The organism is Nocardioides sp. YIM 152588 (assembly GCF_040191335.1).
GTDB lineage: Bacteria > Actinomycetota > Actinomycetes > Propionibacteriales > Nocardioidaceae > Nocardioides.
Genome location: NZ_JBEGDJ010000010.1, coordinates 28197 through 52243, shown reverse-complemented (window position 1 = coordinate 52243; position 24047 = coordinate 28197). Strand labels below are relative to the sequence as shown.

Below are 24047 nucleotides of genomic sequence, written 5' to 3'. Positions count from 1 at the left end.
TGGTCGGACGCTGCCCTGAGCCCCGGTTGGGTACGCCCGGAGCCCCCGTTCGGCGCGCCCGGAGCCCCGGTTCGGCGCGCCCGGAGCCCCTGTTCGGCCTGCCCTGAGCCCCTGTTCGGCCTGCCCGGAGCCCCTGTTCGCGCTCAGTGCGGCCCGGGGGCCTCGACCTCCTCGACCTCGTCGAGGTCGTGCTCGATGCTCTCCTCGGCCTTCCTGCTGGCGGAGGCGGGGATGCTGATCGCGATCAGCGCGGCGACGACCGCGACGCCGGCGCCGATCCACAGGCCGGTGCGGAAGCCGGCCTCGCTCGGCAACGTGTAGGGGCCCAGCTCCATCGTCATCTGGGAGAGCACGACGCCCACGACGGCGCCGGCGAAGGTGGTGCCGAGCGAGCGCATCAGGGTGTTGAAGCTGTTGGCCGAGGCCGTCTCCGAGAGCGGCACGCTGCCCATGATCAGGGCGGGCATGGCGCCGTAGGCGAGGCCGACGCCGCCGTTGATCACGCAGACCGCGATCAGCAGGCCCCCGGCGGTGCCCATCAGCGCGACGCTGCTGGCGTAGCCGATGGCGATCACCGTGGCGCCGAGCGCGAGGGTGACCCGGGGGCCGCGGGCGTGGGAGATCCTCGCGCCGAAGGGGGCGACGAACATCATCATGAAGCCGCCGGGCAGCATCCACAGGCCCATCTCGACCATGCTCTGGCCGAGGCCGAAGCCGGTCTCGGCGGGCAGCTGCATCAGCTGCGGGACGATCAGGGCGGCGGCGTACATCGAGAAGCCGATCACCAGCGACGCCGCGTTGGTGAGCAGCACGACCGGGCGAGCCGTCACCCGCAGGTCGACCAGCGGGTCGGCGATGCGCAGCTCGAAGGCGCCCCAGGCGAGGAGCACGACGACGGCCGAGATCAGGCAGCCGAGCGTCGCGCCGCTGGTCCAGCCCCAGTCGGCGCCCTTCGAGACGCCGAGCAGCAGCAGGACGAGACCGGCGCCGAGGCCGATCGCGCCGACCGGGTCGAAGCGCCCCGTGGTGGTGACCGGCGTGGCCGGGATCAGGAAGAAGATGAGGGCGGCGACGATGGCGGCCATCGCGGTGGCGACCCAGAACAGCGCCTGCCAGTCGGCGTGCTCGGCGATGGTGGCCGCCAGCGGCAGGCCGAGCGCGCCGCCGACGCCCATCGAGGCGCTCATCAGCGCGATCGAGGTGCCCAGCCTCTCTGCGGGGATCAGGTCGCGCATCGCGCTGATGCCGAGCGGGATCAGGCCCATGCCGACGCCCTGCATGCCGCGGCCGACGATCATCCCGGTGACGCCGCCGGCGGTCGCGGCGACCACCGATCCGGCGACCAGGACCAGCGCGCAGACGAGCATCATCCGGCGCTTCCCGTAGAGGTCGCCGAGCCGGCCGCTGACGGGCGTGGCGACGGCGGCGGTCAACAGGGTCGCGGTGACGACCCAGGACGCGTTCGAGGCGCTGGTGTCGAGCAGGCGCGGGAGGTCGCCGACGATCGGGATCACGAGCGTCTGGGTGATCGCGGCCGTGATGCCAGCGAACGCCAGCACCAGGACGATCCGCCCGGGGGACACGCTCGGAGCGGTGTGCTCTGCGTTCGAGGGGAGGGTCTGGGTCACGATGTGCATCGTACACATTGATTGCACGATGCACGACTTGTGGTTGCTACAGTTCCGGCCATGAACGGCACGGACGCAACGACGCGCGACGCCCGCGTCGGCGACGTCGGGGGTATCGAGTTCGAGGCCATGGTCCTGGGCCGGCACCTCTCACCCATGGGCGGCGGCCACGGCCTGCACCTCGACAAGTCCGCCTACACGCTGCTGAGCCGGCTCCGGCTCGAGGGCCCGATGTCGATCGGCCAGCTCTCCGAGGCGTTCGGGCTGGATGCCTCCACGCTCAACCGGCAGACCGCGCGGATGGTGAAGCTCGGGCTCCTGCGCCGGATCCCCGACCCGGATGGCGGGATGGCGCGGAAGTTCGAGGTGACCGAGCTGGGGGTCGAGCACTTCGACCACGACCGGCGGGTGAAGCTGGCCGGCCTCAGCGAGGTGCTGAGCGGCTGGCCGGCCGACGACGTGGCGGAGCTCGCCGACCTGCTGCGCCGCTTCAACGCCTCCATCGAGGAGCGCGACGGCCGCCCCTGGCCCCGCCCCTGACACCGGTCGGGGTTGTGAGCCCCCGAGTCGGGGAAGGCTGGACGGCATGACCACGCACGCCGAGAGCCGTCACACCTCCCATCGGGCCGGGTCGGGCGCCAGCGCGCTGGTGCTGCTCGGCCACCTCGTCGCGGTCGCGGTCGTCGCGGCGCTCGGCGGGCTCGCCGCGTCCTCGGCGCAGGACACCTACGCGGCGCTCGACCTGCCGCCCTACGCGCCGCCGTCGTGGCTCTTCGGTCCCGCCTGGACGGTGCTGTACGTGCTGATGGCCGTTGCCGCGTGGCGGACCTGGCGGGTCGCCGGCCTCGACCGCGCGCAGCTCGCCTACGGCGTACAGCTCCTGCTGAACCTGGCGTGGACGCCGCTCTTCTTCTCCGCGGACCGGTACGCCGTGGCGCTGGCCGAGATCGTCGTCCTCTGGTGCGCGCTGGCGGTCACGCTGGTGCTCTTCTGGCGCCGTGACCGGGTGGCCGGGTGGCTGATGGTGCCGTACCTGGCCTGGGTCAGCTTCGCGACCGCGCTCAACGCCGGCATCGTCGTCCTCAACTGACCGGCTGCGCCCCGGCGGGCTCGCGGCCACAATGACGTCCAGGATGGCCGTGGTCGCGAGCGAGGGGGCAACGATGCAGCGGTACGACGGCAGGCGGGTGCTGGTCACCGGAGCCGGGTCGGGGATCGGGCAGGCGACGGTGCTGCGCCTGCTGGCCGAGGGCGGCGTCGTCGTGGCCGCCGACGTCAGCGGCGACGGGCTGGCGCACACCGCGGAGCTGGCGGGCGACACCGAGCGGCTGACGACGCTGGTGCTGGACGTGGCCGACGAGTCGTCGGTGGTGACCGGGGTCGCGTCGGCGGTCGCGACGCTCGGCGGTCTGGACGCGCTGGTCAACGCCGCGGGGATCCTGCGCTCCTCGCACACCCACGAGACGTCGCTGGCCGACTTCGAGCGGGTGCTGCGGGTCAACCTGGTCGGCACGTTCCTGGTGGTCCGCGAGGCGATCCCCGCGCTGCTCGAGGGCGACGGTCCGGCGGTGGTGAACTTCAGCTCCACCTCGGCCGCGTTCGGGCACCCGTACATGGCCGCGTACTCGGCCAGCAAGGGCGGCGTGCAGGCGATGACGCACGCGCTGGCGGTGGAGTACGCGGGCCGGGGCGTCCGGTTCAACGCGGTGCAGCCCGGCTCGATCTCCTCCGGGATGACCGACGGCAGCGGCCGCAGCGGCCAGAGCATCGGCCCCGGGCTGCCCGACGACGCCGACTACGGGCTGTTCGGCAAGCTGTTGCCGGCGATCGGCGGCGGGTTCGCGGGGCCGGAGACGGTGGCGTCGGTGGTGGCGATGCTGGCCAGCGCGGACGCCGCGTTCGTGACCGGCACCGAGGTGCGGGTGGACGGCGGCACGCACGCCTGACGGCGTACCGCCGCTGGTTGAGGTGCGAGGCGCCCCGGCGCCGAGCCTCGAAACCGAGGCGCCCGTGGGGGGCCGGTCAGGCCTTGAACTCCGCGAGCTCGTCCCACTCCTCCGGCTGCCCCTGCAGGTTGCGGATCAGCGGGGTCTCCGCGACGTACTGCGGCAGCTCCGCGGTCGCCTTCTTGAAGTGGTCCGAGGTGACGTGCGGGACGGCCGCGTCGTCGTCGAACCCCTCGATCAGGACGTACTCGGTCGGGTCGTCGATGCTGCGCGACCACTCGAAGAACCGGTTGCCCGGCTCGGCCCGGGTGGCCTCGGTGAACTCGCGGGTGATCTCCGGCCACGCCTCGGCGTGCTCGGGCTTCACCTTCCACTTCACGCAGATCAGGATCATGGGCCCGACTCTGCCAGCGCGCCGCCCGGGAGGCGAGTGGCTTCAGGCGATCAGCTCGGCGAGCCGGGCCAGCCCGGTCGGGGTGAAGCGCGCCAGCCGCTCCAGGGCGTCGTCGAGCGCGGGCGTGTGCTCGGTGCCGGGCGCGATCCGGGCCGGGTTGAGCGGGACCCGGGCCGCCCACTCGGCGATGTCCGGCTCGGCGCCGAACGCGGCCGCGTTGCGGGTGCCGATCACGTTGGCGCGGATCCACTCCTCGCGGCTGCTCGCGTACGGCGACGGCCGGCACACCCGATTCTTCTCCGCGTCGCCGTCGGGGCCCGCGGGGCGGGTCGCCTCGACGTACCCGCACAGCGCCGCGCCGAAGCACGGGAACCCGGCGCGGACCAGCTGGGGCGTGACCACGTCGGGTTGCCAGATCGGGACCATCGGCGGCATCCGCAGCCCCTCGGCGGCGCAGTCGACGACCAGCGCGTTGTCGGCGAGCGCGACCGAACCGCCCTCGAGCTCGAGCCGGCCGCGGTGCACGGTGGTGATGTGGCCGAGGCGGGCCACGTTCTCGATGCTGCGGAGCAGGTCGAGCTCCCACGCCGCCAGCGTCGGCACCCGCGCCATCGTGGGGTCGACGGAGCGGTCGATGCGGTGGAGGACGCCGTCGCCCTCGAGGCTGAGGAAGAACTCGGAGACCGAGGCGGCCCCGCCGGCGCGCTCCATCGTGGTGGCGGCCATGGAGAGGAAGACGGCCGGGTCGGGCTGGACCACCGCGCGGTTGAGCATCCAGGGGTCGCGGGGGCGGACCCAGCAGATCGCGTCGGGGTCGACGCCGTTGCCGAGCAGCCACACGCAGGCGTCCGTCGCGGTCTTGCCCGAGCCGACGACCACGTACTGGCTGGGCGCGTCCTCGACGCCGGCCAGGGCGTTGACCGGCACCACCCGGGCGCCCTCCGCGGACGCGAACCTGCTCGGCGCCTCGGACGGGATGTCGGGCGCCAGGTAGGTGGCGTCGACGACGCGGCAGTGCTCCGGAACGCCGGTCACCCGCCCCGTCAGCCGGGACCGGAACGTGCGGTCCCCCAGGTACTCGCTGCCGCCGAAGAACTCGACCTCGCCCGAGGCGCGCCAGCCGTCCAGCAGGTCGGCGTAGTAGGCGCAGATGGTCGGCTGGTCGGCGCGCTCGTGGAGCCCCTTCTCCGGCCCGTGCTGCTGGATCCGGCCGCCGCCGAGGAGGGTGGATGCGACGCCGTAGAAGGCGGAGGCCTGGTGCAGCCGGACGAACGGGTACGCCGCCAGCCAGTGCCCGCCGGGGGCGTGCCGGCGGTCGACGAGGGCGACCCGGACGTCCCGGTCGCCGTGCGCGAGGACGCCGTCGACGAACGCCATCCCGGCGGCGCCCGCGCCGACGACGAGGTAGTCGGCCTCGACGATCCCGTTCACGCCGACCAGACAAGCACGCGCACGGGCGGGCGTCCACGGGATCCGCGGCGCCCGGTCCGGCCCGGTGTGACCGCGCCGGGGAGGGGTCGTGTGCCTGAGAACGACTCATGGGCGGGTCTCAGGCACACGACCCGCCCCCGGGGCGGCGTCAGGCCGGCGTGGCGCCCCGGTGCTGCACGGCGAGGTCGACGTAGGCGTCGGCGTTGAGCCGGATGCCGGCCACGTGCTCGTCGCTGGTCTCCTTGACCACCTTGGCCGGCACGCCGACCACCAGCGAGCGCGGCGGCACCACGGTGCCCTCGGCGACGCACGCGCCGGCGCCGACCACGCTGCCGGCGCCGATCACGGCGCCGTTCATCACGATCGCGCCCATCCCGATCAGCACGTCGTCCTCGATGGTCGCGCCGTGCAGGATCGCGCCGTGGCCGACCGAGACGCCGGCGCCGACGCGCAGCGGGAAGCCCGGGTCGGCGTGCATCATGCAGCCGTCCTGGAGGTTGCTGCGGGCGCCGATCTCGATCGACTCCATGTCGGCGCGGGCCACGACGCCGTACCAGAGCGAGGCCTCGGCGGCGATCGTGACGTCGCCGGCGACGGTCGCATTGGGGGCGATCCAGGCGGCCGGGTCGATGGCGGGGCGGCGGTCTCCGAGCGCGAGCAGCATGGGCCGACCCTACGGCCGCCGAGCCCCGTTCCGGGTGACCGGGGTCACCGCGCCGAGGGCGCCGCCCCCGCGAGGCCGGCCGCGCCGGTGGACCGGTCCAGCCCGGCCAGGCCGGCGAGCGCCGCGAGCTGCTCGCAGTAGTGCTCCGGCGAGGCGGCCCGCACGGTGACGCTGACGACCGTCGCGCCGGCCTCGGCCACGCGGCCGAGGCGCTCCTGGGTGGCGCCGGGCTCGCCGGTCGGATCGAGCGGCCGGCCGGCGCCGAGCACCACCTCGAACCCGTCGGGCAGGTCCTCGTCGGCGAGCAGCGCGGCCAGGTCGGCCAGCCGGCCGAACGGCACCCAGCCGTCGCCCAGCTCGATCGCGCGACGCAGCGAGCGCGCGCCCTGGCCGCCGACCCACAGCGGCACCGACGGCTGTACGGCGTGCGGCTCGACGACCAGGTCGTCGAAGGCGTAGTGCGGGCCGTCGTACGACGGGGTCCGCTGCCCGAGCGCCGCCCGCAGCGCCCGCATGGCGTCGTCGGCGCGCCCGCCCCGGCCGTCCCACGCGGCCCCCAGCAGGTCGAACTCCTCGCGCAGCGACCCGACGCCGACGCCGAGCACGAGCCGGCCGCCGCTGATCGCGTCGAGGGTGCCGTAGCGCTTCGCGATCGCGAGCGGGTGGTGGTAGCCGAGCACCAGCACCTGGGTGGCGAGCCGGATCCGGGTCGTGTGCGCGGCGAGGTAGCCGAACGTGGCCAGCGGGTCCCAGTACGTCGCGCCGCGGGTCTCTGCGACGGCGGTCGGCACGGCGACGTGCTCGCTGCACGTCAGGTGGTCGAAGCCGAGCCGGTCGGCCCGCGCGGCGATCCGGGCCAGGTCGGCGATGCCGGCGGACGCCTCCCAGGCGTTGGCCACGCCCGGGATCCGGGTGGTGACGGGGCTGACGATCCCGATCCTCATGCGTCCTTCGTACCCGGCGCGGGCGCTGGGTGGAGGCCCTCTCCCGGTGGTCGGGAGGCGACTTCGGGGGAGTTCGTTGACGGATCCACGTGTGACCGTGGTAACTTCAAAACCAGAAACGATTTCAGTTTTAGGGAAGTGGAGGGCCTCCGATGTCGGTGCTGGCGGTCGAGGGTAAGCGGACGACGGGTGCTGGGGCGTCCCGGGTCGGGGACGAGCGGGCGCTGCCGCCGTCGATGGTGGAGCGGATGACGCTGATCCTCGACGCGTTCGCCACGCCGAGCACCCGGCTGACCCTCGAGCAGGTCTCCCGGGCCACCCACCTGCCGCGGTCCACCGCGCACCGGATCCTCGACCAGCTGGTCCGGCTGCACTGGCTCTCGCACTCCTCGGTCGGCTACGGCCTCGGAGCCCGGTCGCTGGGCCTGGGCGGCACCGGCGGCAACCACCTGGAGCTGCGCGAGGCCGCGGCCGCACCGCTCCACGAGCTGCTGGTCCGGACCGGCCTGGTCGTCCACCTCGCGGTGCTGGAGGGCTCCGAGATCCGGTACCTGGACAAGATGGGCGGCCGGTTCGCCGGCGGCATCCCCTCCCGCGTGGGCGGTACGGCGCCCGCCCACTCCACCGCGCTCGGCAAGGCGATGCTCGCCTGGCTGCCGGCCGAGGACGTCGACGTGCAGATCCAGCCCGCGCTGGGCCCGAAGACCGACCGCACGATCTGCGACATCGCCACCCTGCACCGGGAGCTCATCCGGATCCGCGACCGCCACGGCCTCGCGTTCGAGCGCGGCGAGTGCTTCAGCGACATCGCCTGCGCCGCCGCGGCCGTCCGCGGCCCCGACGGGCCGGTCGCCGCGATCTCGCTGGTCGGCGACACCGGCACGCCGCTGGAGCGGATCGCGCCGCTCGTGCTGGACGCCGCCCGCCAGGTCACCCGCGCGCTCTTCCCGACCTTCGAGCCGGTCGGCGGGCGACGCAGCCGCGTGGCGCGCGCGCCGCAGGCGCTCGCCCGCGTCTGAGCGCGCACGAGCGCGCCTGAGCGCGTCGGGCTCGGGACCGGCCGCACCCGCGGGTTAGTCTCCGCGGGCGGCGCCTGCGCGCCGCCGTACCGCCGCCGTGCCGCCTGGGGGAGAACCGTGATCGAGACCGCCATGCTGGACGTCCGCGCGCTGCCGTGGCGCCCGCGGGCGCGCGTGATGAAGCCGGACACGCTGCGTGAGCACGCCACGCTGGCCGGACCGCTCGACGGGGACGACCTCGCCGGCATCCTGTTCGGCCTGGCCGCCTGGATCGCCGTGCTGGTGCTGGCGCCCCTGCTCGTGGTCGTGCTGGCCGTCGCGCTCTTCTCCGTCGAGCTGCCCCTGCTCCTGGCGCTCGCCGTGCTGGTCGTCGCGGCGCGCTTCCTCGGCCTGATCCCGTGGACCGTGCTGATCGTCGACCGGATCACGGGCGAGGAGATGGTGGAGCGGTACCGCAGCATCCTGCGCGCGGTGCGCCGCATCCGGGACGTCAACCACGACCGCAGCGTGAAGGTCCGCTGGGCCTGGGTCTGAGTCGGGGTGCCGGCGCGAGGGCCGGGTCGTGTGCCTGACGCCTCCCCATGCGTAGGTCTCAGGCACACGACCCGGTCACGGTCCGGCCGGGTCGCGCCGCGCCTCAGTCCTCGGGCATGAGGCGCCTCATCGCCTCGTGCGCGCCGAGCACCAGCTTCGCGCGGTCGAGGTCGCTGCGCAGCGCGACGATCCTCTCGTTGCCGGAGATCACGTGCACCGGGCCGTCGCCGAGCTCGGCCAGCCCCTCGCGGGCGATCGCGTCCGGCTCGCCGACGACGAGGCCGGGCAGGTCGAAGTCGAGCCCGGCCCGCTCCATGGCCGGCGTGCGGGTCACGCCGAGCACCAGCTCCAGCACGTCGACGCCGTGGTCGCGCAGCTCCAGCCACAGCCCCTCGGCGAAGATCCGGCCGAACGCCTTGGCGGCGCCGTACACGCCCTCGCGGGCCGTGCCCAGGTAGCCGGCCAGCGAGCCGACCAGCACGATCCCGCCGCGCCCGCGCGTCCGCATCAGGCGGCCGTAGTGGTGCACCAGGGCCAGCGGCGTGGTCACGTTGAGGTCGATGACGCCCCGGAAGCCGTCCAGCTCGCCGTCCAGGAACCGCTTCCCGTAGGAGTTGGCGCCGGCGTTGTAGATCAGCAGGCCGACCTCGAGGTCGGCGGTGGCGTCCGCCAGCCGGTCGACCGACGCGGCGTCGGTGAGGTCGAGCGACAGCGTGCGCACCTCGACCCCGAGCGCCCGGACCGACGCGGCCGTCGACTCGAGCGGCCCGGGCTTGCGGGCCACCAGCACCAGGTTCACCCCCGCCTCCGCGAGCCGGTGGGCGAACGACGCGCCGACCCCCTCGGAGCCGCCGGCGATGACGGCCCAGGGGCCGTACCGCTCCGCGTCAATCGAGGTGCCGATCGAGGTGTCGAGCGAGGTGTCGGTCGAGGTGCCGGTCACGGGTGCGCCTCCTGCGGGGCCGGGTTCGTCCGGAGGTCGTCGGTGTCCTGGACCGGCAGCGCACCGGCGACGGCCGCCTCGCGCACCGCGGCGCGCAGCGCGGCGCACCCGCGGAAGGCGGCGCCGTTGGGGCCCGGGCGTGGTGAGGCCGCCCGGCGCTCCAAGCAGGACTCCCGCGACGCGGCGTCCCACTGGATCGACGTCTGGTCCCAGCTGGACTTGCGGACCTCGACCCGCGCGCCGCAGGTGGTGCAGTCGACCGGGGTCATCGGTCCGTCGTCGAGACGGACGTCGGGTCGGACGACCGGCCGCGCGCCCACGTCAGGCGCCCGCGGTGGACGCGGCGCCGGCCGCCTTCGCCTCGGCGTACGCCGCCCGGGCCGCCATGATCTCCGCGACCTCGCGCCGCCATGCCTCGTTCGGCTTGGTGGTGTCGATCTCGAACTCGAAGCGCTCGGTCATCTCGTCCGTCACGTCAGCGGCGTCGACGTAGAACTGCTGGTACCACCGGCGCAGCTGGTAGACCGGCCCGTCCTCCTCGCACAGCAGCGGGTTGTCGATCGTCGCCTTGTTCTTCCAGATCGCCACGTCCTGCTCGAAGCCGAACTTGGTGAACGCGCCCAGCTTGCGTGCCGTGAGGTCCGGGTCCTCGAGGTGGTCGGCCTTCTCGACCATGATCCCGTACTGGAGCACGAACGAGTTCGCGTCGATCGGGTAGTGGCAGTTGATGAGGATGGTGTGCACGTCGCCGTCCTCGTAGTGGTACGTGAGGTCGTCGATCATGAACGACGGGCCGTGGTACGCCGCGACCGACGACTGGCCGAGGGCGACCGGACCGGCGCCCGGCTTGGTGGGGCGCACGTCCTCACGGCCCTCGCCGTTCATGATCTGGGTGGCGGTGTGGCCCTCGAAGATGTTCTTGAAGTACGTCGGGAACGAGTAGTGCACGTAGAAGAAGTGCGCCATGTCCACGACGTTGTCTACGATCTCGCGGCAGTTCGAGCCCTCGATGACGGTCGTGTACCAGAGCCAGTCGGTGTACCGGTCGCTCTCGTAGGCCTCGATCCGGGGGATCGTCACGTCGGCCGGCGGCCGGTTGCCCTCGGGGTCGTTCCAGACGAAGAGCATCCCGTCCTGGACCATCGTCGGCCACGTCGCGGTGCGGGCGCGCAGCGGCACCCGCCGGGCGTACGGGATCTCCTTGCAGCGGCCGTCGCCGCCCCACCGCCAGTCGTGGAACGGGCACGCGATGTGGTCGCCCTTGACGGTGCCCTGGGTCAGGTCGCCGCCCATGTGCCGGCAGTACCCGTCCAGGACCTTGAGGTCGCCCTGGGTGTCGGACCAGACCACCAGCTTGGTGCCGAACGCCATCACCTGGTGCGGTTTCCCGTCGGCGAAGTCGCGGGCCAGGCCCAGGCAGTGCCAGCCGCGGGCGTAGCGGGTGGGTGCGGCGTCAGCCTCGATCATCCGGACCTGGTCGGCGCTCATCGTGGGCTCCTCGTCTTCTCTGCGACTGCTCCCGCCGAGGGCCGGGCCGGTGCCGATCGGCCCTCCGCCGGGTCGCGATCGAGTCTGCGCGGGGTCGCCGCACGAGGCTCGGCGCGATCCCACTCATCGGAAGCCGCCGGTGGTGGAGAATCGAGGTGTCCCGCTGACCGGACGGCGCCGTCGCCGTCGTACCGACCCCTGGCGCAAGATCGTGACTCACGCCACAATCTGGACACCCGTCCAGTGAGCCGTCAGCCGTAGGAGGAAGCGTGCCGCGAGTCGCCGAGAGCCGTGCACCGGCGCTGCCGAGCTCGGAGGGGCAGAAGGACCGGTACGAGCGGATCCTGCGCGCCGCCGCGGAGCACGGGGCCGAGCACGGCCTGGACGGCATCCAGATGGTCGACGTGGCCAAGGACGCCGGGGTCGCCCTCGCCACGATGTACCGCTACTTCCCCTCCAAGACGATCCTGTTCACCCAGGTGCTGCGGGGCCTCGTCGAGCGGATGGACCTCGCGGTGCGCCCCGTCGCGCCGGGCGGGGAGCCGTCCGAGGCGATCGCCGCGCTGCTGGTGGAGACGGGCCGACGGATGATGCAGCGCCCGCTGCTGGCGCACGCGATGCTGCACTCCAACAACGCGACGGTCGCGGGCGACACACCCTCGCTGGCCGTGGACGCGGCGTTCGGCGACGTGATCCTCAAGGCCGCGGGCATCGACCGCCCGAGCCGGCACGACCTGCGCCTGGTCCGGCTGATCGAGCAGACCTGGTACGGCGTGCTCACCTCCGAGCTGAACGGCCACGTCACCGCGGCCGAGGCCGAGGGCGACATCCGCCTCGCCTGTCGGCTGCTGCTCGGCGACCTCGGTCGGACGTCCGCGGAGGGCTGACGGCGACCCTCCCGATGGTCGGGAGGCCCCTGGCGGGCCCGGGGGCGGCGACCTAGCCTCGCAACGGCGCCGACCGGCGCCGCCCCCACCCCGTCGTCCAGGAGGCCCCATGTCCCGCACCATCGTCGTCACCGGAGCCGGATCGGGGATCGGCGCGGCCGTCCGCGAGCGCCTCACCAAGCAGGGTGACCGGGTGATCGGCGTGGACCTGCGCGGCGCCGACATCGAGGCCGACCTCGCCACGCCCGCCGGGCGCTCCGGCGCGATCGCCGCGATCGCCGAGGCCTGCGACGGGGTGCTCGACGGCCTGGTCACGTGTGCCGGACTCTCGGCGCCGAGCGAGGTCACGGTGAAGGTCAACTACTTCGGCACCACCGTGCTCGTCGAGGGTCTCCGGCCGCTGCTGGCCGCGGCGCCCGCGCCGAGGGTCGTCCTGATCGGCTCGATCGCGGGCGGCGCGCACCCGGCCGACGCCGCCGTGATCGAGGCCTGCCTGGCCGGGGACGAGGCCGCGGCCGTGGCCGCCGCGGGCGAGGCGGTCGCGGCGAACCGCGGCTACGAGCTCTACCCGGCCTCGAAGTCGGCCGTCATGCAGTGGGCCCGCCGTACCGCCGTCGCCGAGGGCTGGGCCGACGCCGGCATCCCGGTCAACGTCGTCGCCCCCGGCGTCGTGCTGACGCCGATGTCGTCCGAGCTGTTCGAGGACGTCGCGATGAAGGAGCTGATGGACGCCGCGGTGCCGATGCCGCTGCACGGGTACGCCGCCGCCGACGACGTCGCCCGCGTGATCTGCTTCCTCGCCGACGCCGCCACCACCCACGTCACCGGCCAGGTGCTGTACGTCGACGGTGGGGCCGAGGCGACGCTGCGACCGGCGTCGCGGATCTGAGCAGGGTCGTGACCGACGCGGGGGCGGAGCCGGCGGCCGTCGGCGAGATGATCACCGCGACGCCGGAGAACGACGGCGTCGACGCCGCGGTGTCGGCAGCGCGGCGAGTGATCGCGGCGCTGCTGCACGCCGGCGGCAACAGCGCCGCGGAGATGAACGGCGTCGCGGAGCGCCTGGACGCGATCGCCGAGCACCTCGAGGACCACGCCCCCGACCGCGACGAGCGGCTCGTGGACATGTGGGCCGGCGGCGGCGTGACCCGGCACGACCCGGTCACGGGCCCGGAGAACGCCATCGCCCCGCCGCTGCACGTCTACGGCCTGCCCGACGGGTCGGTCGCCGGGAAGGTGACGCTCGGCCTGCCGTACCAGGGCCCGCCGGGGTGCGTGCACGGCGGCGTCTCGGCGCTGATCCTCGACCACGTGCTGGGGGCGGCGAACGCCTGGGGCGACGGCCCCACCGGGGTCACCGGCACCCTGACCCTGCGCTACCGGCGCCGCACCCCGCTCTTCGAGGAGCTCACCGTCGCGGCGCGCCAGGAGTCGTTCAGCGGGCGCAAGATCCGCACCGTCGGGACCATCAGCGCGGGCGGCGAGGTGTGCGTCGAGGCCGACGGGCTGTTCATCGACGTTGACCTGTCGGGGTCGCGCTGACGCCGAGGGGCGGTCCGTGTAGACGGCGAGGGGGGTAGTCCCTGACGAAAAGCACCCGGATCTTGCGATTCCGGGTGCTTTTCGTCAGGGACTACCCCCCTCAGCGGTTCGTCAGACGGTCGCTCAGGCGCGGACCTCGGCCCGCTTCACCTTGCCGGTGGCGTTGCGCGGCAGCGGCTCGGCCTGGAACCGCCAGCGGCTCGGCACCTTGAAGTAGGCGAGCCGCTCGGCGACGTACGCCGCCAGCTCGTCCTCGGCCAGGGACGCACCCGGGCGCGGCACGACGACGGCGGCGACCACCTGGCCGAGGTCCTCGTCCGGGACGCCCAGGACCATCGCCTCGGCGACGGCGGGGTGCTCGATCAGCACGCCCTCGACCTCGGCGGGGTAGACGTTCTCACCGCCGCGGATGATGAGGTCGGAGCGGCGGGTGCTCAGCGAGACCCGGCCCTGCTCGTCGAGCATGCCGATGTCGCCGGTGTGCAGCCAGCGTCCCTCGCGGATCGCGCCCGCGGTCGCGGCGGGGTCGTTCCAGTAGCCGACCATCGCGTAGGTGCTGCGCACGCAGATCTCGCCCTCGGTGCCGTTCGGCACCGGCGCACCCGACGCGTCGCGGATCTCGACCTGGACGCCGATGATCGGGCGGCCCAGGGTGTCCGGCTTCTCGGCGAGGTCCATCGGCGTGGCGACGGCGACGGCGGTCGAGGACTCGGTGAGCCCGTAGGAGTTGGCCAGGCCGGCGGCGAATGGCAGCCCCGCCCGCAGCTTGGCGTGGAACTCCGGGGTGGAGGGCGCGGAGGCGAGCGAGAACGCGACCAGCGACGAGGTGTCGTACCTGCCCAGGTCGGGGTGCTCGAGCAGGCGTCGCGCCATCGTCGGCACGACCGCCCAGTGGGTGACCCGCTCCTGCTCGACCAGCGCCAGCAGGCGGTCGACGTCGAAGCCGCCCTCGTGGATGACGACCTTCGAGCCGGTGGCCAGGCGCGGCACCACCAGGTTGTGCAGGCTGCCGACGTGGAAGAGCGGCATCACCATCAGGTACGTCTTGTCGCGCGGGTCGGTCGGGTCGCCGAAGGCGGCCGCCATCGCGTCGTTCATCCGGTGGTACTCGACGACCGCCAGCACGTTGCGGTGGCTGTGCACCGCGCCCTTGGGGCGGCCGGAGGTGCCGGAGGTGTAGATGATCACCGCCGGGTCGTCCTCGGCGACCGCGACCTCCGGCAGCGCCGCGTCCGGTACGGCGGCGGCGAGCCGTGGGATGTCGCCCTCGGTGGTCAGCACCGGCACGCCGACGCCCGCGGGCAGCGCGGCGGCGCGCTTGGCGTCCACGACGAGCAGCGTCGGCTCGGAGTGCTCCAGCCCGTAGGCGACCTCGGCCGGCGACCACCAGGCGTTGAACGCGACGCAGATCGCGCCGAGGGAGACGGTCGCCCAGAAGGTGAGGATCCACTCCGCGCTGTTGGCGGCGTTGATCGCGACCCGGTCGCCGGGCCTGACGCCGTACTCGGTGCGGAGGCGCTCGGCCAGCGAGGCGACCATCGCCGCGTGCTCGGCGTAGGAGATCCGGCGCTCGGCGGTGGCGAGGTAGGTGCGGTCGCCGTGGGCCAGCGACTCGGCGAGGAGGGCGCCCAGGGAGAGGCGCCGGTTCGCGAAGACCGGGATGGTCGCGCCCAGCACCTCCGCGGGCTCCATCGCGAACGGGCCGCCGGGCCCGACGAGCCCCCCGATCAGGGCGGCGGCCGCCGCTCGCGGGTCGGTGGCCTGGTCCTCGGTCGTGGTCATGCTGCTCCTCGGCTCGGGTCGGGTCTCGGTCGAAGTGTGGCGGCGGTCACGTCGCGCCTGCGGGGGAAGTGTCGCGTGGCCGGGGAGTGGCCCCGCGGGCGGGTACCGCTGACCGGGACTGCCGTGCGACCTGGTAGCGGCGTCGTCCGAAGGTGGCGAGCGGGTCGACGCCGTGGGCCCGTGGTCGAGGAGAGGGAGACGTGGAGATGGGTGCAGTGCAGCCCGAGGGGCTGGCCGGCAGGGTGGCGCTGGTGACCGGCGCGGGGCAGGGGGTCGGGCAGGGGATCGCGCTCGCGCTGGCCTCCGAAGGGGTCTCGGTCGCGGTCGTCGGCCGGACCGTGACCAAGCTCGAGGAGACGTGCCGGCTGCTGAAGGAGCGCGGCGTCGACGCGGAGCCGTTCGCCTGCGACGTCGCCGACACCGAGGCCGTGCCGGGCGTGGTGGAGGCCGTCGTCGGGCGGTTCGGCCGCCTCGACATCCTGGTCAACAACGCGTGGGCGGGCGCGATGGGCCCGCTGCTGAGCCTGAGCGACCGTGCGTTCCGCAAGGGTTTCGAGACGGGCCCGTTCGCCACGTTCGCCTTCATGAAGGCCGCGCACCCGCACCTCAAGGCGACCGGTGACGGCTCGATCGTCAACCTGGTCACCTCGGCGATGGTCCGCTGGGACCCGACGACGTACGGCGCCTACGCGGCCTCGAAGGTCGCGCTCCGCTCCCTGACCCGGACCGCCGCCGTCGAGTGGGCGCCGGACGGCATCCGGGTGAACTCGATCGCGCCGCACGCGCTCTCGCCGGGCCTGAAGTGGTGGACCGAGAACAACCCGGAGGAGGCCGACGAGTTCATCGCCTCCATCCCGATGCGCCGGATCGGCGACTGCGAGGGCGACATCGGCCGCGCCGTGGTGGCGCTGGTCGGCTCGGACATGCGGTACCTGACCGGTGCGACCATCCCGCTCGACGGCGGGCAGGCGTTCTTCGGCTGAGCGGTACCGGTGGTTGAGGTGCGAGCGAAGCGAGCCTCGAAACCACCGCGAGTCGGCAGGAACTTTCTGCCGACTCGCGGAGCCCGGGCGGGGTCGTGTGCCTCAGGCCCGCCTATGCGGGGGTCTCGGGCACACGACCCGTCGCCGGCGCCGGCGCCCGCAGCAGCGCGGCGAGCATCCCGACCAGGTCGTCGCGCACCGCCGCCAGCCCGGGCCCGGGGCGCGTCCCGAGGCGCTCCTCGTGGGCCAGGACGCGCAGCGCGACGGCGTGCGTCCAGGTCAGCCGGCGGGTCAGGTCGCCGGACCCCAGGTGCTGCAGGCGCCGGGCCAGCCCGCGGTTGATCGTGCGCAGCCCGGCGGGCGGGTCGTCGGAGTCGGCGAGGGCGCGCTCCAGGTCCGGGTCGTCGAGGACCTGGGCCAGGAACCGGAGCGAGTACGACGGCTCCTCGGCGCCGAGCAGCTCGACCCACGGATCCACCAGCGCCGCGACCAGCTCCTCGACGGTGGCGCCGACGGTGGCGCCGACGGTGCCGGCGGCGCCGACGGCGCCGTCGAGATCGGCGAGCAGCGCGCCGCGGCGCCGGTCGATCTCGGCCGAGCGAGTGGCGACGACCGCCTCGATCAGCCCCTCGCGGGAGCCGAAGTGGTACTGCGCAGCGGAGTGGTTGCGCTGACCGGCCGCGGCGCTGATCTCGCGCAGGGAGACGCCGGTTCCGCGCTCGGCGATCATCCGCTCCGCCCGGTCGATCAGGGCCGCGCGGGTGCGCTCGGTGCGAGGGGTGAGGGTCACGGTTGACAGTTTAAGCCATCTGACTTAGAACATGTTCTACGCCAGTCGTCTTAAACGAGGAGACCCCGATGACCGTCGCCTTCCCCGAGCAGCAGCGCGCCAGCGGCGCCGCCGCGTTCGGCCGCTTCAGCCCCGACCAGGCGCTGCGCATCTTCGACCGCACCGTCGGCTCCGGCCACGAGCCGGGCGTCATCGAGGTCGCGCCGCGGACCTGGTGGATCCAGCCCGGCATGGTCAACGTCGCGCTCTTCGAGACCGACGAGGGCCTGCTGCTGGTCGACTGCGGCTGCGCGGGCGACGGGCCCGCGCTGCTGGACACCGTGCGCCGCCTCAGCGACAAGCCGCTGCACACCGTCGTCTACACCCACGCCCACTGCGACCACGCCTTCGGGCTCTGGTCCTTCGTCGAGGCCGGCGAGACGCCCGAGGTGGTCGCCCACGCCAACCTCCCCGCGCACCTGCGCCGCTACCTGCGCACCCCGGGCTACAACGCCCGCATCAACGGACAGATCGCGGCCGCCGACGGCACCCGCTGGTTCGAGAGCGAGGACGCCGTCGTGTGGCCGACCCGGCTCTTCGGCGACACCCTCGAGCTCGAGATCGGCGGCGAGCGGTTCGTGGTCCGCCACGGCAAGGGCGAGACCGACGACGCCGCCTGGGTCTGGGCGCCCGAGCGACGCGTCATCGCCGCCGGCGACCTCGTCACCGGCTACCTGCCCAACGCGGGCAACCCCCGCAAGGTGCAGCGGTACGCCGAGGAGTGGGCCGACGCCGCGGACCAGATGGCCGAGCTCCGGCCGGCCGTGGTCATCCCCGGGCACGGCGACCCGGTCACCGACGCCGACGCCATCCTCGACGAGCTCGGCGCGATGTCGCGCTACCTGCGGATCATCGTCGACCACGCCCTCGCGGGCCTGAACGCGGGCGTGCTGCCCGACACGATCGTGGACACCCTCGAGATCCCCACGGAGCTGCGCGAGCACCCGCGCCTCGCGCCCCTCTACGACCAGCCCGAGTTCATCTGCCGCAACGTGATCCGCCGGTACGGCGGCTGGTGGGACGGCTACCCCTCGCACCTGCTGCCCGCGCCGCAGCACGTGCAGGCCGCCGAGGTCGCCGAGCTCGCCGGCGGCGTCGACGTGCTGGTGGAGCGCGCCCGCGCGCTGGCCGCCGGCGTCGCCGCGGGCACCGGGACCGCCGCGGACCTGCGCCTCGCGTGCCACCTGGCGGAGTGGGCGTTCCTCGCCGACCGCAGCGACGCGGGCGCCCGGGCGGCGTACCGGGACGTGCTGGAGCAGGCGGCCCGCGGACAGCTCGGGCTGATGGCGCAGCTGAACCTGCGGACCAGCGCCCAGTGGGTCCGCGACGCCGAGCGAGCCGAGCGGGCTCAGCGGGCTTAGCGAGCCGAGCGGGCTTAGCCAGCCGCGGGCCCGCGGTCGTGTGCCTGAGACCTCCCCATAGGCGGGTCTCAGGCACACGACCCGCCCCGGCGACCGGACCCGCGCCCATCCCACCGCCCACCCCCGCGCGGAGCGCCGCCGACCGCCCCCGCCACCCTCCCGCTCACCGGGACACGCCCGGATGTGGCGGGCGTCACGCCACCTAGCGTTGGCGCCGCTCTCCGGCCGCCCAGGAAGGACCTCACGTGCGCGCAGTGCTCCGTCGTCTCGGCCAGCTGGTCGCCGTGCTGGCGCTGGTCAGCTTCGGCGTCTTCGCGCTGGTCGCGCTGCTCCCCGGCGACCCGGCAGCGGCCATCCTCGGCCCCGGTCGCCCCCCGGAGGAGTACGCGAAGCTGCACGCCGAGCTCGGCCTCGACCAGCCGCTCGTCCAGCGGTACCTCGACTGGCTCGGCGGCGCCCTCACCGGCGACCTGGGCTCCTCGACCGTCCCGCCCTACACCGACGTCCTCGACCGGATCACCGCCGCGCTGCCGGTCAGCCTCGAGCTGGCCGTCCTCGGCCTCGGCATCGGCCTGCTGATCGCGATCCCGCTGGCGCTGGTCTCCGCCTACCGTGAGGGCGGCCTGGCCGACCGGCTGATCAGCGGCGGCGTCTTCGCGGTGCTCTCGGTGCCGTCGTTCCTGATGGGCCTGCTGCTGATCATGCTGCTGGTCGACGAGCTCGGCCTGCTGCCCCGCGCGCAGTGGGTGCGCCTCTCGGAGAGCGTCTCCGGCAACCTGAGCCACGCCATCCTCCCCGCCATCGTGATCGCCCTCCCCGAGGCCGCGCTGTTCACCCGGGTGCTGCGCAACGACCTGGTGCGGACCCTGCGCGAGGACTTCGTGCTGGCGGCCAAGGCCAAGGGGATGCCGCCGGCCCGGGTGCTCGTGACCGAGGCGCTGCGCCCCTCCTCGTTCTCGCTGGTCACCGTCCTCGGCATCGCGCTCGGCACGCTGATCGGCAGCACGGTGATCGTCGAGAGCCTCTTCTCGCTGCCCGGCATGGGGTCGCTGGTCGTGACCGCGGCCAGCCAGGGCGACTTCCCGATCGTGCAGGGCGCGACGCTGGTGATCGCCGCCCTCTACGTGGTCATCAACACCGGAATCGACGCCGTGTACGGCTACCTGGACCCGAGGACCCGCCGTGTTGCTCTCTGACCCCCGCGCCGTCCGCGGCACCCTGCTCACCCGCCGCGCGCTCGCCCTCCGCGGCGCCGCGATGGCGCTCGCCGGCGTGGTGCTGCTCGCGCTCGGCCTCTCCGGCCTGCTGGTCGCCGTGGTGAACCCGGTGCTGGTGATCGCCGGCCTCGTCCTCCTGTACGCCGGCAGCGACCGCCTCATCTGGGCCGCGCGCCGCCGTCGCACCGACCTGCTGCTCGGCCTCGCCGCCGGCTGGCTGGTGCTGCTCGCGGCCGCCGCGCTGCTCGCGCCGGTGCTGCCGCTGGGCGAGCACGAGGACGTGGCGTCGACGATCCTGGAGCCGACGTACCTCCCGCCGTTCCAGTACCTCGACCACCCGCTCGGCACCAACGGCTACGGCCTGGACATGCTGGCGCGGGTCATCTACGGCGCCCGCGCCTCGCTCACCATCTCGCTGATGGCGGTCAGCATCGGGCTGGTCGTCGGCGGCGCCGTCGGCGTCGTGGCCGGCTACTACCGCCGCCGCGTCGACGGGGTGATCGGGATCCTCACCAACGCGCTGCTCGCGGTCCCGCCGCTGATCCTGCTGATCGTGCTCGCCACCGTGCTGGACCCGAAGGTCCGCAACATGGCGATCGCGCTGTCGCTGCTCACCATCCCGACCATGGTCCGGCTGGCGCGGGCCAACACGATCGCCTACAGCCAGCGCGAGTTCGTGCTGGCCGCGCGGGCGCTGGGCGCCACCCGGCTGCGGGTCATGGCGCGCGAGCTGGTGCCCAACGTCGTGCCGCCGATGCTGTCGATGGCCGTGGTGGTCATCTCCAGCCTGATCGTCGCCGAGGCCTCGCTCAGCTTCCTGGGGCTCGGCATCCAGCCGCCGCAGCCGACCTGGGGCAACATGATCCTCGAGGCCGAGGCCGGCGACACCATGACCCAGCACCCGTCCATCCTGCTGGTGCCCGGAGTGGTGCTCTTCCTGACCGTCTTCTCCTTCAACCTGCTCGGCGAGCGCGCCCAGCAGCGGTGGGACCCGAGGGGGGCCAAGCTGTGACGACCGCACGCGACCGATTCGACGGGGACGGCGCCCCGGTGCTCGAGGTCGAGGACCTGCACACCCGCTTCACCACCCCGCGCGGCGTGGTCCGCGCCGTCGACGGCGTCTCCCTGAGCCTCGCGCCGGGCGAGACCCTCGGCCTGGTCGGCGAGTCCGGGTCGGGCAAGTCCGTCCTGGGGCGCACCCTGATGGGCCTGATCGCCGGCGGGCCGACCACCGAGGTCACCGGCACGGTCCGGATCGGCGGGCAGGCCGTCCACGAGCTCACGGCGAAGCAGCGGCGCCGCCTGTGGGGCCCGGAGATCGCGATGGTCTTCCAGGACCCGATGACCTCGCTCAACCCGGTCCGGAGGATCGGCGTCCACCTCACCGACCCGCTGCGGCTGCACCTCGGGCTGGGCCGGCGCGAGGCCCGGGAGCGTGCCGCGGAGCTGCTCGACCGGGTCGGGATCCCGGAGCCGAGGCGGCGCCTGGACCAGTACCCGCACGAGCTCTCCGGCGGCATGCGCCAGCGGGTGATGATCGCCGTCGCGCTCAGCTGCGACCCCTCGGTCCTGGTCGCCGACGAGCCGACCACCGCGCTCGACGTCACCGTGCAGAAGCAGATCCTCGACCTGCTCGCCGGGATCGCCGCCGAGCGCCGGATGGCGACGATCCTGATCAGCCACGACCTCGGCGCGGTCGAGGGGCGCACCGACCGCGTCGCGGTCATGTACGCCGGCCGCATCGTCGAGAAGGCGCCGACCAAGGACCTCTTCGCCGCGCCGCACCACCCGTACGCCGAGGCGTTGATCGGCTCGGTCCCGGCGCTGTCCGCGGCGCCGCACACCGTCCTCCGTGCCATCGACGGCACGCCGCCGGACATGGCGAACCCGCCGGACGGGTGCCGTTTCGCGCCCCGCTGCGGGCGGGCCGAGGACCGGTGTCGCACCGAGCCGCCGGTGCTGGCCGAGACCGCCATCGACCGCACCGTCGCCTGCCACTTCCCGGTCGACGGACCCGCCGCCGTACCCGTGCAGGAGGCCGCCCGATGACCGCCGTCCAGGAGCCCACCCGCGACTCCGTGCTCAGCGTCCGCGACCTCGTCGTCGAGTTCCCGGTCGGGCGTCGCCAGGTGGTGCACGCGGTCTCGGGGATCAGCCTCGAGCTGCGCGCCGGCGAGACCCTGGGCATCCTCGGCGAGTCCGGCTGCGGCAAGTCCAGCGCCGGGCGGGCGATCATGCAGCTGCCGGCGCCGACCTCCGGCTCCGTGGTGCTCGACGGCACCGACCTGACCGGGCTCAAGCCCCGTGAGGTGCGCCGGGCGCGGGCGCGGATGCAGATGATCCTGCAGGACCCGATCTCGTCGCTGAACCCGCGGCGCAAGGTCAAGGACCTGGTCGCCGAGGGCCTCGAGGTCTGGGGCTACGACGGGGACGACCGCGAGGGCCTCCTGCGCGAGACGCTGGGCGCCGTCGGGCTGGACCCGGACGTGGTCTGGGACCGCCGCCCGCACGAGCTGTCGGGTGGGCAGTGCCAGCGCGTCTGCATCGCCCGGGCGCTGCTGATGGACCCCACCGTGCTGATCTGCGACGAGCCGGTCTCCAGCCTCGACGTCTCCGTCCAGGCCCAGATCCTCAACCTCCTCGAGCGCACCAAGGAGCGCTACGGGCTGAGCATGGTCTTCATCGCCCACGACGTCGCCGTGGTGAAGAACATCAGCGACCGGGTGATGGTGCTCTACCTGGGCAGGACCTGCGAGGTGCTGCCGTCGGACGGCCTCGAGGTCGAGGCGCGGCACCCCTACACCCGGCTGCTGCTGGCCTCGGTGCCCGGCGCCGAGGGCGGCGCCCCGGAGTCCGGCGCGATCGTGCCGACCACCACCGAGCTGCCCTCGCCCCTGAACCCGCCGTCCGGCTGCCGGTTCCGCACCCGCTGCCCGCTGGCCACCGACCGCTGCGCGGCCGAGGAGCCGCCGCTGCGCGAGATCGCGCCCGACCACTTCCTCGCCTGCCACCACGTCGAGCCCGACACCAGACCGACCCCGGAGGAGCCCCACCCGTGACGCACCCGTCGACCCAGCCCGACGCCCTGGCCATCGCCGCATCGATCCGCGCGGGGGAGGTCACCGCCCGGGAGGTCGTCGAGGAGTCGATCGCGCGGATCGAGGAGCGCAACCCCGAGCTCAACGCCGTGGTCGGCAGGCGGTACGACGCCGCGCTGGCCGACGTCGACGCCGGCCTGCCCGCGGGGCCGCTGTCCGGCGTACCGTTCCTGGTCAAGGACCTCGGAACCGAGGTCGCGGGCGTGCCCAGCACCTCGGGCAGCCGGTTGTTCGCGGACCACGTGCCGGCCGCGGACTCCGAGATCGTGCGTCGCTACAAGGCGGCGGGCCTGGTGGTGCTCGGCACCACGAACAGCCCCGAGTTCGGGCTCAACGCGAGCACCGAGCCGCTGCTCCACGGCCCGGCCCGCAACCCGCACGACCACTCGCGGTCGACGGGCGGCTCCAGCGGCGGCTCCGCCGCGGCGGTGGCGGCCGGGATGGTGCCCGCCGCCCACGCCACCGACGGCGGCGGCTCGATCCGGATCCCGGCGGCGGCCTGCGGCCTGGTCGGGCTCAAGCCGAGCCGCGGCCGCACCACCGGCCACCCCGACACGGGCACCCTGGCCGGCCCGGTCTCGGTCCCGCACGCGGTGACCACCAGCGTCCGCGACAGCGCCGCCCTGCTCGACGTGATCGCCGGGCCGCTGCCCGGCGAGGCGTTCTCCGCGCCGGCGCCGCTGACCACGTTCCTGGACGCCGCCTCCCGCGAGCCCGGGCGGCTCCGGGTCGGCGTCGCCACGGAGGTCAACGGCTTCGACGTCGACCCCGCGTGCCGCGATGCGGTCCTCGCCGCGGCGAAGCTCTGCGAGGCGCTGGGCCACCACGTCGAGGAGACGACCGCCGGTTTCGACCCGGCCGAGGTCGCCGCCTCCTCCAGCGTGCTGATGGGCGCCGACCTGGTCGTCATCATCGAGGACCGCCTGGCCGAGCTGGGCCGCGAGAACCTCGGGCCCGGCGACGTCGAGCCCTTCACCGAGATGCTCTACGGGTACTTCTCCACGCTCACCGGCACCCAGGTCCACCGGGCGCTGCGCGCAGCCCAGGACATCGGCTGGCGGCTCGGGGCGCACCTGCGCCGGTACGACGTGCTGCTCACCCCGACCCTGACCGCGCCGACCCCGCCGCTGGGTCTGCTCGACACCTCGCGCCCGGAGGTGATGTGGCAGCACGGCAGCACCTACTCGGCCTGGACCAGCGTCCTCAACGTCACCGGCATGCCGGCGATCTCCCTGCCGCTCGGCCAGGCCCCCGACGGGATGCCGGTCGGCGTCCAGTTCGCCGCCGACCTCGGCCGCGAGGAGCTGCTGATCTCCCTGGCCGCGCAGATCGAGGCCGCCAGCCCCTGGTGCTGACC

The 24047-nt window shown here is 74.0% G+C and carries 25 protein-coding genes; 15 read left to right on the top strand and 10 right to left on the bottom strand.

Translation table 11 applies throughout. The features are described 5' to 3' along the window. Nucleotides 1–143: 143 nt before the first annotated feature. The gene (locus ABLM29_RS07470) at nucleotides 144–1628 is read right to left on the bottom strand and encodes an MFS transporter (protein ID WP_349713417.1); all 1485 of its coding nucleotides are present in this window, start codon (nucleotides 1626–1628) and stop codon (nucleotides 144–146) included. A gap of 60 nt (nucleotides 1629–1688) precedes the next feature. Here ABLM29_RS07470 and ABLM29_RS07465 point away from each other — a divergent pair, with 60 nt between their 5' ends. The 3 genes from ABLM29_RS07465 (at nucleotide 1689) to ABLM29_RS07455 (ending at nucleotide 3574) form a co-directional block, all read left to right on the top strand. Beyond that, nucleotides 1689–2168, top strand: a complete 480-nt coding sequence (locus ABLM29_RS07465) for a MarR family winged helix-turn-helix transcriptional regulator (RefSeq protein ID WP_349713416.1) — start codon at nucleotides 1689–1691, stop codon at nucleotides 2166–2168. 46 nt (nucleotides 2169–2214) lie between these two features. Then, a complete protein-coding gene (locus ABLM29_RS07460) occupies nucleotides 2215–2718 on the top strand; it encodes a TspO/MBR family protein (RefSeq protein ID WP_349713414.1) in 504 nt (167 codons plus the stop codon). A gap of 73 nt (nucleotides 2719–2791) precedes the next feature. Beyond that, nucleotides 2792–3574: an SDR family NAD(P)-dependent oxidoreductase gene (locus tag ABLM29_RS07455; protein ID WP_349713412.1), complete on the top strand. Its 783-nt coding sequence runs from the start codon at nucleotides 2792–2794 to the stop codon at nucleotides 3572–3574. A 76-nt stretch (nucleotides 3575–3650) separates the two neighbouring features. On the opposite strand, the gene ABLM29_RS07450 is transcribed toward ABLM29_RS07455, so the two are convergent. The 4 genes from ABLM29_RS07450 to ABLM29_RS07435 form a co-directional block, all read right to left on the bottom strand. Beyond that, complete coding sequence (locus tag ABLM29_RS07450) at nucleotides 3651–3968, bottom strand: putative quinol monooxygenase (protein WP_349713410.1); 318 nt, start codon at nucleotides 3966–3968, stop codon at nucleotides 3651–3653. Nucleotides 3969–4010: 42 nt separating this feature from the next. Beyond that, complete coding sequence (locus tag ABLM29_RS07445) at nucleotides 4011–5399, bottom strand: pyridine nucleotide-disulfide oxidoreductase (protein ID WP_349713409.1); 1389 nt, start codon at nucleotides 5397–5399, stop codon at nucleotides 4011–4013. 148 nt (nucleotides 5400–5547) lie between these two features. Further along, on the bottom strand, nucleotides 5548–6063 hold the full coding sequence (locus ABLM29_RS07440; protein WP_349713407.1) for a gamma carbonic anhydrase family protein: 516 nt from the start codon (nucleotides 6061–6063) through the stop codon (nucleotides 5548–5550). A 44-nt stretch (nucleotides 6064–6107) separates the two neighbouring features. Then, entirely contained in the window at nucleotides 6108–7007 is a 900-nt protein-coding gene (locus tag ABLM29_RS07435; RefSeq protein ID WP_349713406.1) for an LLM class F420-dependent oxidoreductase, read from the bottom strand. A 152-nt stretch (nucleotides 7008–7159) separates the two neighbouring features. On the opposite strand from ABLM29_RS07435, the gene ABLM29_RS07430 reads away from it, so the two are divergent. Together ABLM29_RS07430 and ABLM29_RS07425 are read left to right on the top strand one after the other, a co-directional pair. Further along, complete coding sequence (locus tag ABLM29_RS07430; protein WP_349713404.1) at nucleotides 7160–8026, top strand: IclR family transcriptional regulator; 867 nt, start codon at nucleotides 7160–7162, stop codon at nucleotides 8024–8026. Nucleotides 8027–8143: 117 nt separating this feature from the next. Then, nucleotides 8144–8560, top strand: coding sequence for a hypothetical protein (locus ABLM29_RS07425; protein WP_349713402.1), 417 nt, complete (start codon nucleotides 8144–8146; stop codon nucleotides 8558–8560). A gap of 103 nt (nucleotides 8561–8663) precedes the next feature. Here the strand turns inward: ABLM29_RS07425 and ABLM29_RS07420 are convergent, their stop codons facing one another. The 3 genes from ABLM29_RS07420 to ABLM29_RS07410 are packed head-to-tail and all read right to left on the bottom strand — an operon-like array spanning nucleotide 8664 to nucleotide 10991. After that, nucleotides 8664–9503, bottom strand: a complete 840-nt coding sequence (locus tag ABLM29_RS07420; RefSeq protein WP_349713401.1) for an SDR family NAD(P)-dependent oxidoreductase — start codon at nucleotides 9501–9503, stop codon at nucleotides 8664–8666. Then, nucleotides 9500–9772, bottom strand: a complete 273-nt coding sequence (locus ABLM29_RS07415) for a hypothetical protein (RefSeq protein ID WP_349713400.1) — start codon at nucleotides 9770–9772, stop codon at nucleotides 9500–9502. Before ABLM29_RS07415 ends, ABLM29_RS07420 begins: the two co-directional genes overlap by 4 nt. A 52-nt stretch (nucleotides 9773–9824) precedes the next feature. Beyond that, nucleotides 9825–10991: a 3-ketosteroid-9-alpha-monooxygenase, oxygenase component gene (locus ABLM29_RS07410; RefSeq protein WP_349713399.1), complete on the bottom strand. Its 1167-nt coding sequence runs from the start codon at nucleotides 10989–10991 to the stop codon at nucleotides 9825–9827. A 269-nt stretch (nucleotides 10992–11260) separates the two neighbouring features. On the opposite strand from ABLM29_RS07410, the gene ABLM29_RS07405 reads away from it, so the two are divergent. The 3 genes from ABLM29_RS07405 to ABLM29_RS07395 all read left to right on the top strand — a co-directional run bounded on the left by ABLM29_RS07405 (nucleotide 11261) and on the right by ABLM29_RS07395 (nucleotide 13420). Then, nucleotides 11261–11878, top strand: coding sequence for a TetR/AcrR family transcriptional regulator (locus ABLM29_RS07405; protein ID WP_349713398.1), 618 nt, complete (start codon nucleotides 11261–11263; stop codon nucleotides 11876–11878). Nucleotides 11879–11987: 109 nt separating this feature from the next. After that, a complete protein-coding gene (locus ABLM29_RS07400) occupies nucleotides 11988–12767 on the top strand; it encodes an SDR family oxidoreductase (protein WP_349713397.1) in 780 nt (259 codons plus the stop codon). 8 nt (nucleotides 12768–12775) lie between these two features. After that, nucleotides 12776–13420, top strand: a complete 645-nt coding sequence (locus ABLM29_RS07395) for a PaaI family thioesterase (protein ID WP_349713396.1) — start codon at nucleotides 12776–12778, stop codon at nucleotides 13418–13420. A gap of 123 nt (nucleotides 13421–13543) precedes the next feature. Here ABLM29_RS07395 and casG read toward each other — a convergent pair whose 3' ends face one another. Next, nucleotides 13544–15202, bottom strand: a complete 1659-nt coding sequence (gene casG, locus ABLM29_RS07390) for a steroid-24-oyl-CoA synthetase (protein ID WP_349713395.1) — start codon at nucleotides 15200–15202, stop codon at nucleotides 13544–13546. A 206-nt stretch (nucleotides 15203–15408) separates the two neighbouring features. On the opposite strand from casG, the gene ABLM29_RS07385 reads away from it, so the two are divergent. After that, nucleotides 15409–16185: an SDR family NAD(P)-dependent oxidoreductase gene (locus ABLM29_RS07385; protein ID WP_349713393.1), complete on the top strand. Its 777-nt coding sequence runs from the start codon at nucleotides 15409–15411 to the stop codon at nucleotides 16183–16185. Between the two features lie 112 nt (nucleotides 16186–16297). Here the strand turns inward: ABLM29_RS07385 and ABLM29_RS07380 are convergent, their stop codons facing one another. Further along, entirely contained in the window at nucleotides 16298–16975 is a 678-nt protein-coding gene (locus tag ABLM29_RS07380; RefSeq protein ID WP_349713392.1) for a TetR/AcrR family transcriptional regulator, read from the bottom strand. Nucleotides 16976–17043: 68 nt separating this feature from the next. On the opposite strand from ABLM29_RS07380, the gene ABLM29_RS07375 reads away from it, so the two are divergent. The 6 genes from ABLM29_RS07375 to ABLM29_RS07350 all read left to right on the top strand — a co-directional run bounded on the left by ABLM29_RS07375 (nucleotide 17044) and on the right by ABLM29_RS07350 (nucleotide 24045). Further along, nucleotides 17044–18375 (top strand): MBL fold metallo-hydrolase, encoded by a 1332-nt coding sequence (locus tag ABLM29_RS07375; RefSeq protein WP_349713391.1) that lies wholly within the window; start codon nucleotides 17044–17046, stop codon nucleotides 18373–18375. A gap of 245 nt (nucleotides 18376–18620) precedes the next feature. Further along, nucleotides 18621–19571 carry an ABC transporter permease gene (locus ABLM29_RS07370; protein ID WP_349713389.1) on the top strand — a complete coding sequence of 317 codons (951 nt, stop codon included), beginning with the start codon at nucleotides 18621–18623 and terminating at the stop codon, nucleotides 19569–19571. Then, nucleotides 19558–20604 carry an ABC transporter permease gene (locus ABLM29_RS07365; protein WP_349713388.1) on the top strand — a complete coding sequence of 349 codons (1047 nt, stop codon included), beginning with the start codon at nucleotides 19558–19560 and terminating at the stop codon, nucleotides 20602–20604. Before ABLM29_RS07370 ends, ABLM29_RS07365 begins: the two co-directional genes overlap by 14 nt. Then, the gene (locus ABLM29_RS07360) at nucleotides 20601–21641 is read left to right on the top strand and encodes an ABC transporter ATP-binding protein (RefSeq protein ID WP_349713387.1); all 1041 of its coding nucleotides are present in this window, start codon (nucleotides 20601–20603) and stop codon (nucleotides 21639–21641) included. The genes ABLM29_RS07365 and ABLM29_RS07360 overlap by 4 nt, the downstream gene beginning before the upstream one ends. Beyond that, a complete protein-coding gene (locus tag ABLM29_RS07355) occupies nucleotides 21638–22651 on the top strand; it encodes an ABC transporter ATP-binding protein (RefSeq protein ID WP_349713386.1) in 1014 nt (337 codons plus the stop codon). Before ABLM29_RS07360 ends, ABLM29_RS07355 begins: the two co-directional genes overlap by 4 nt. Further along, the gene (locus ABLM29_RS07350) at nucleotides 22648–24045 is read left to right on the top strand and encodes an amidase (protein WP_349713385.1); all 1398 of its coding nucleotides are present in this window, start codon (nucleotides 22648–22650) and stop codon (nucleotides 24043–24045) included. Before ABLM29_RS07355 ends, ABLM29_RS07350 begins: the two co-directional genes overlap by 4 nt. Nucleotides 24046–24047 lie beyond the last annotated feature (2 nt).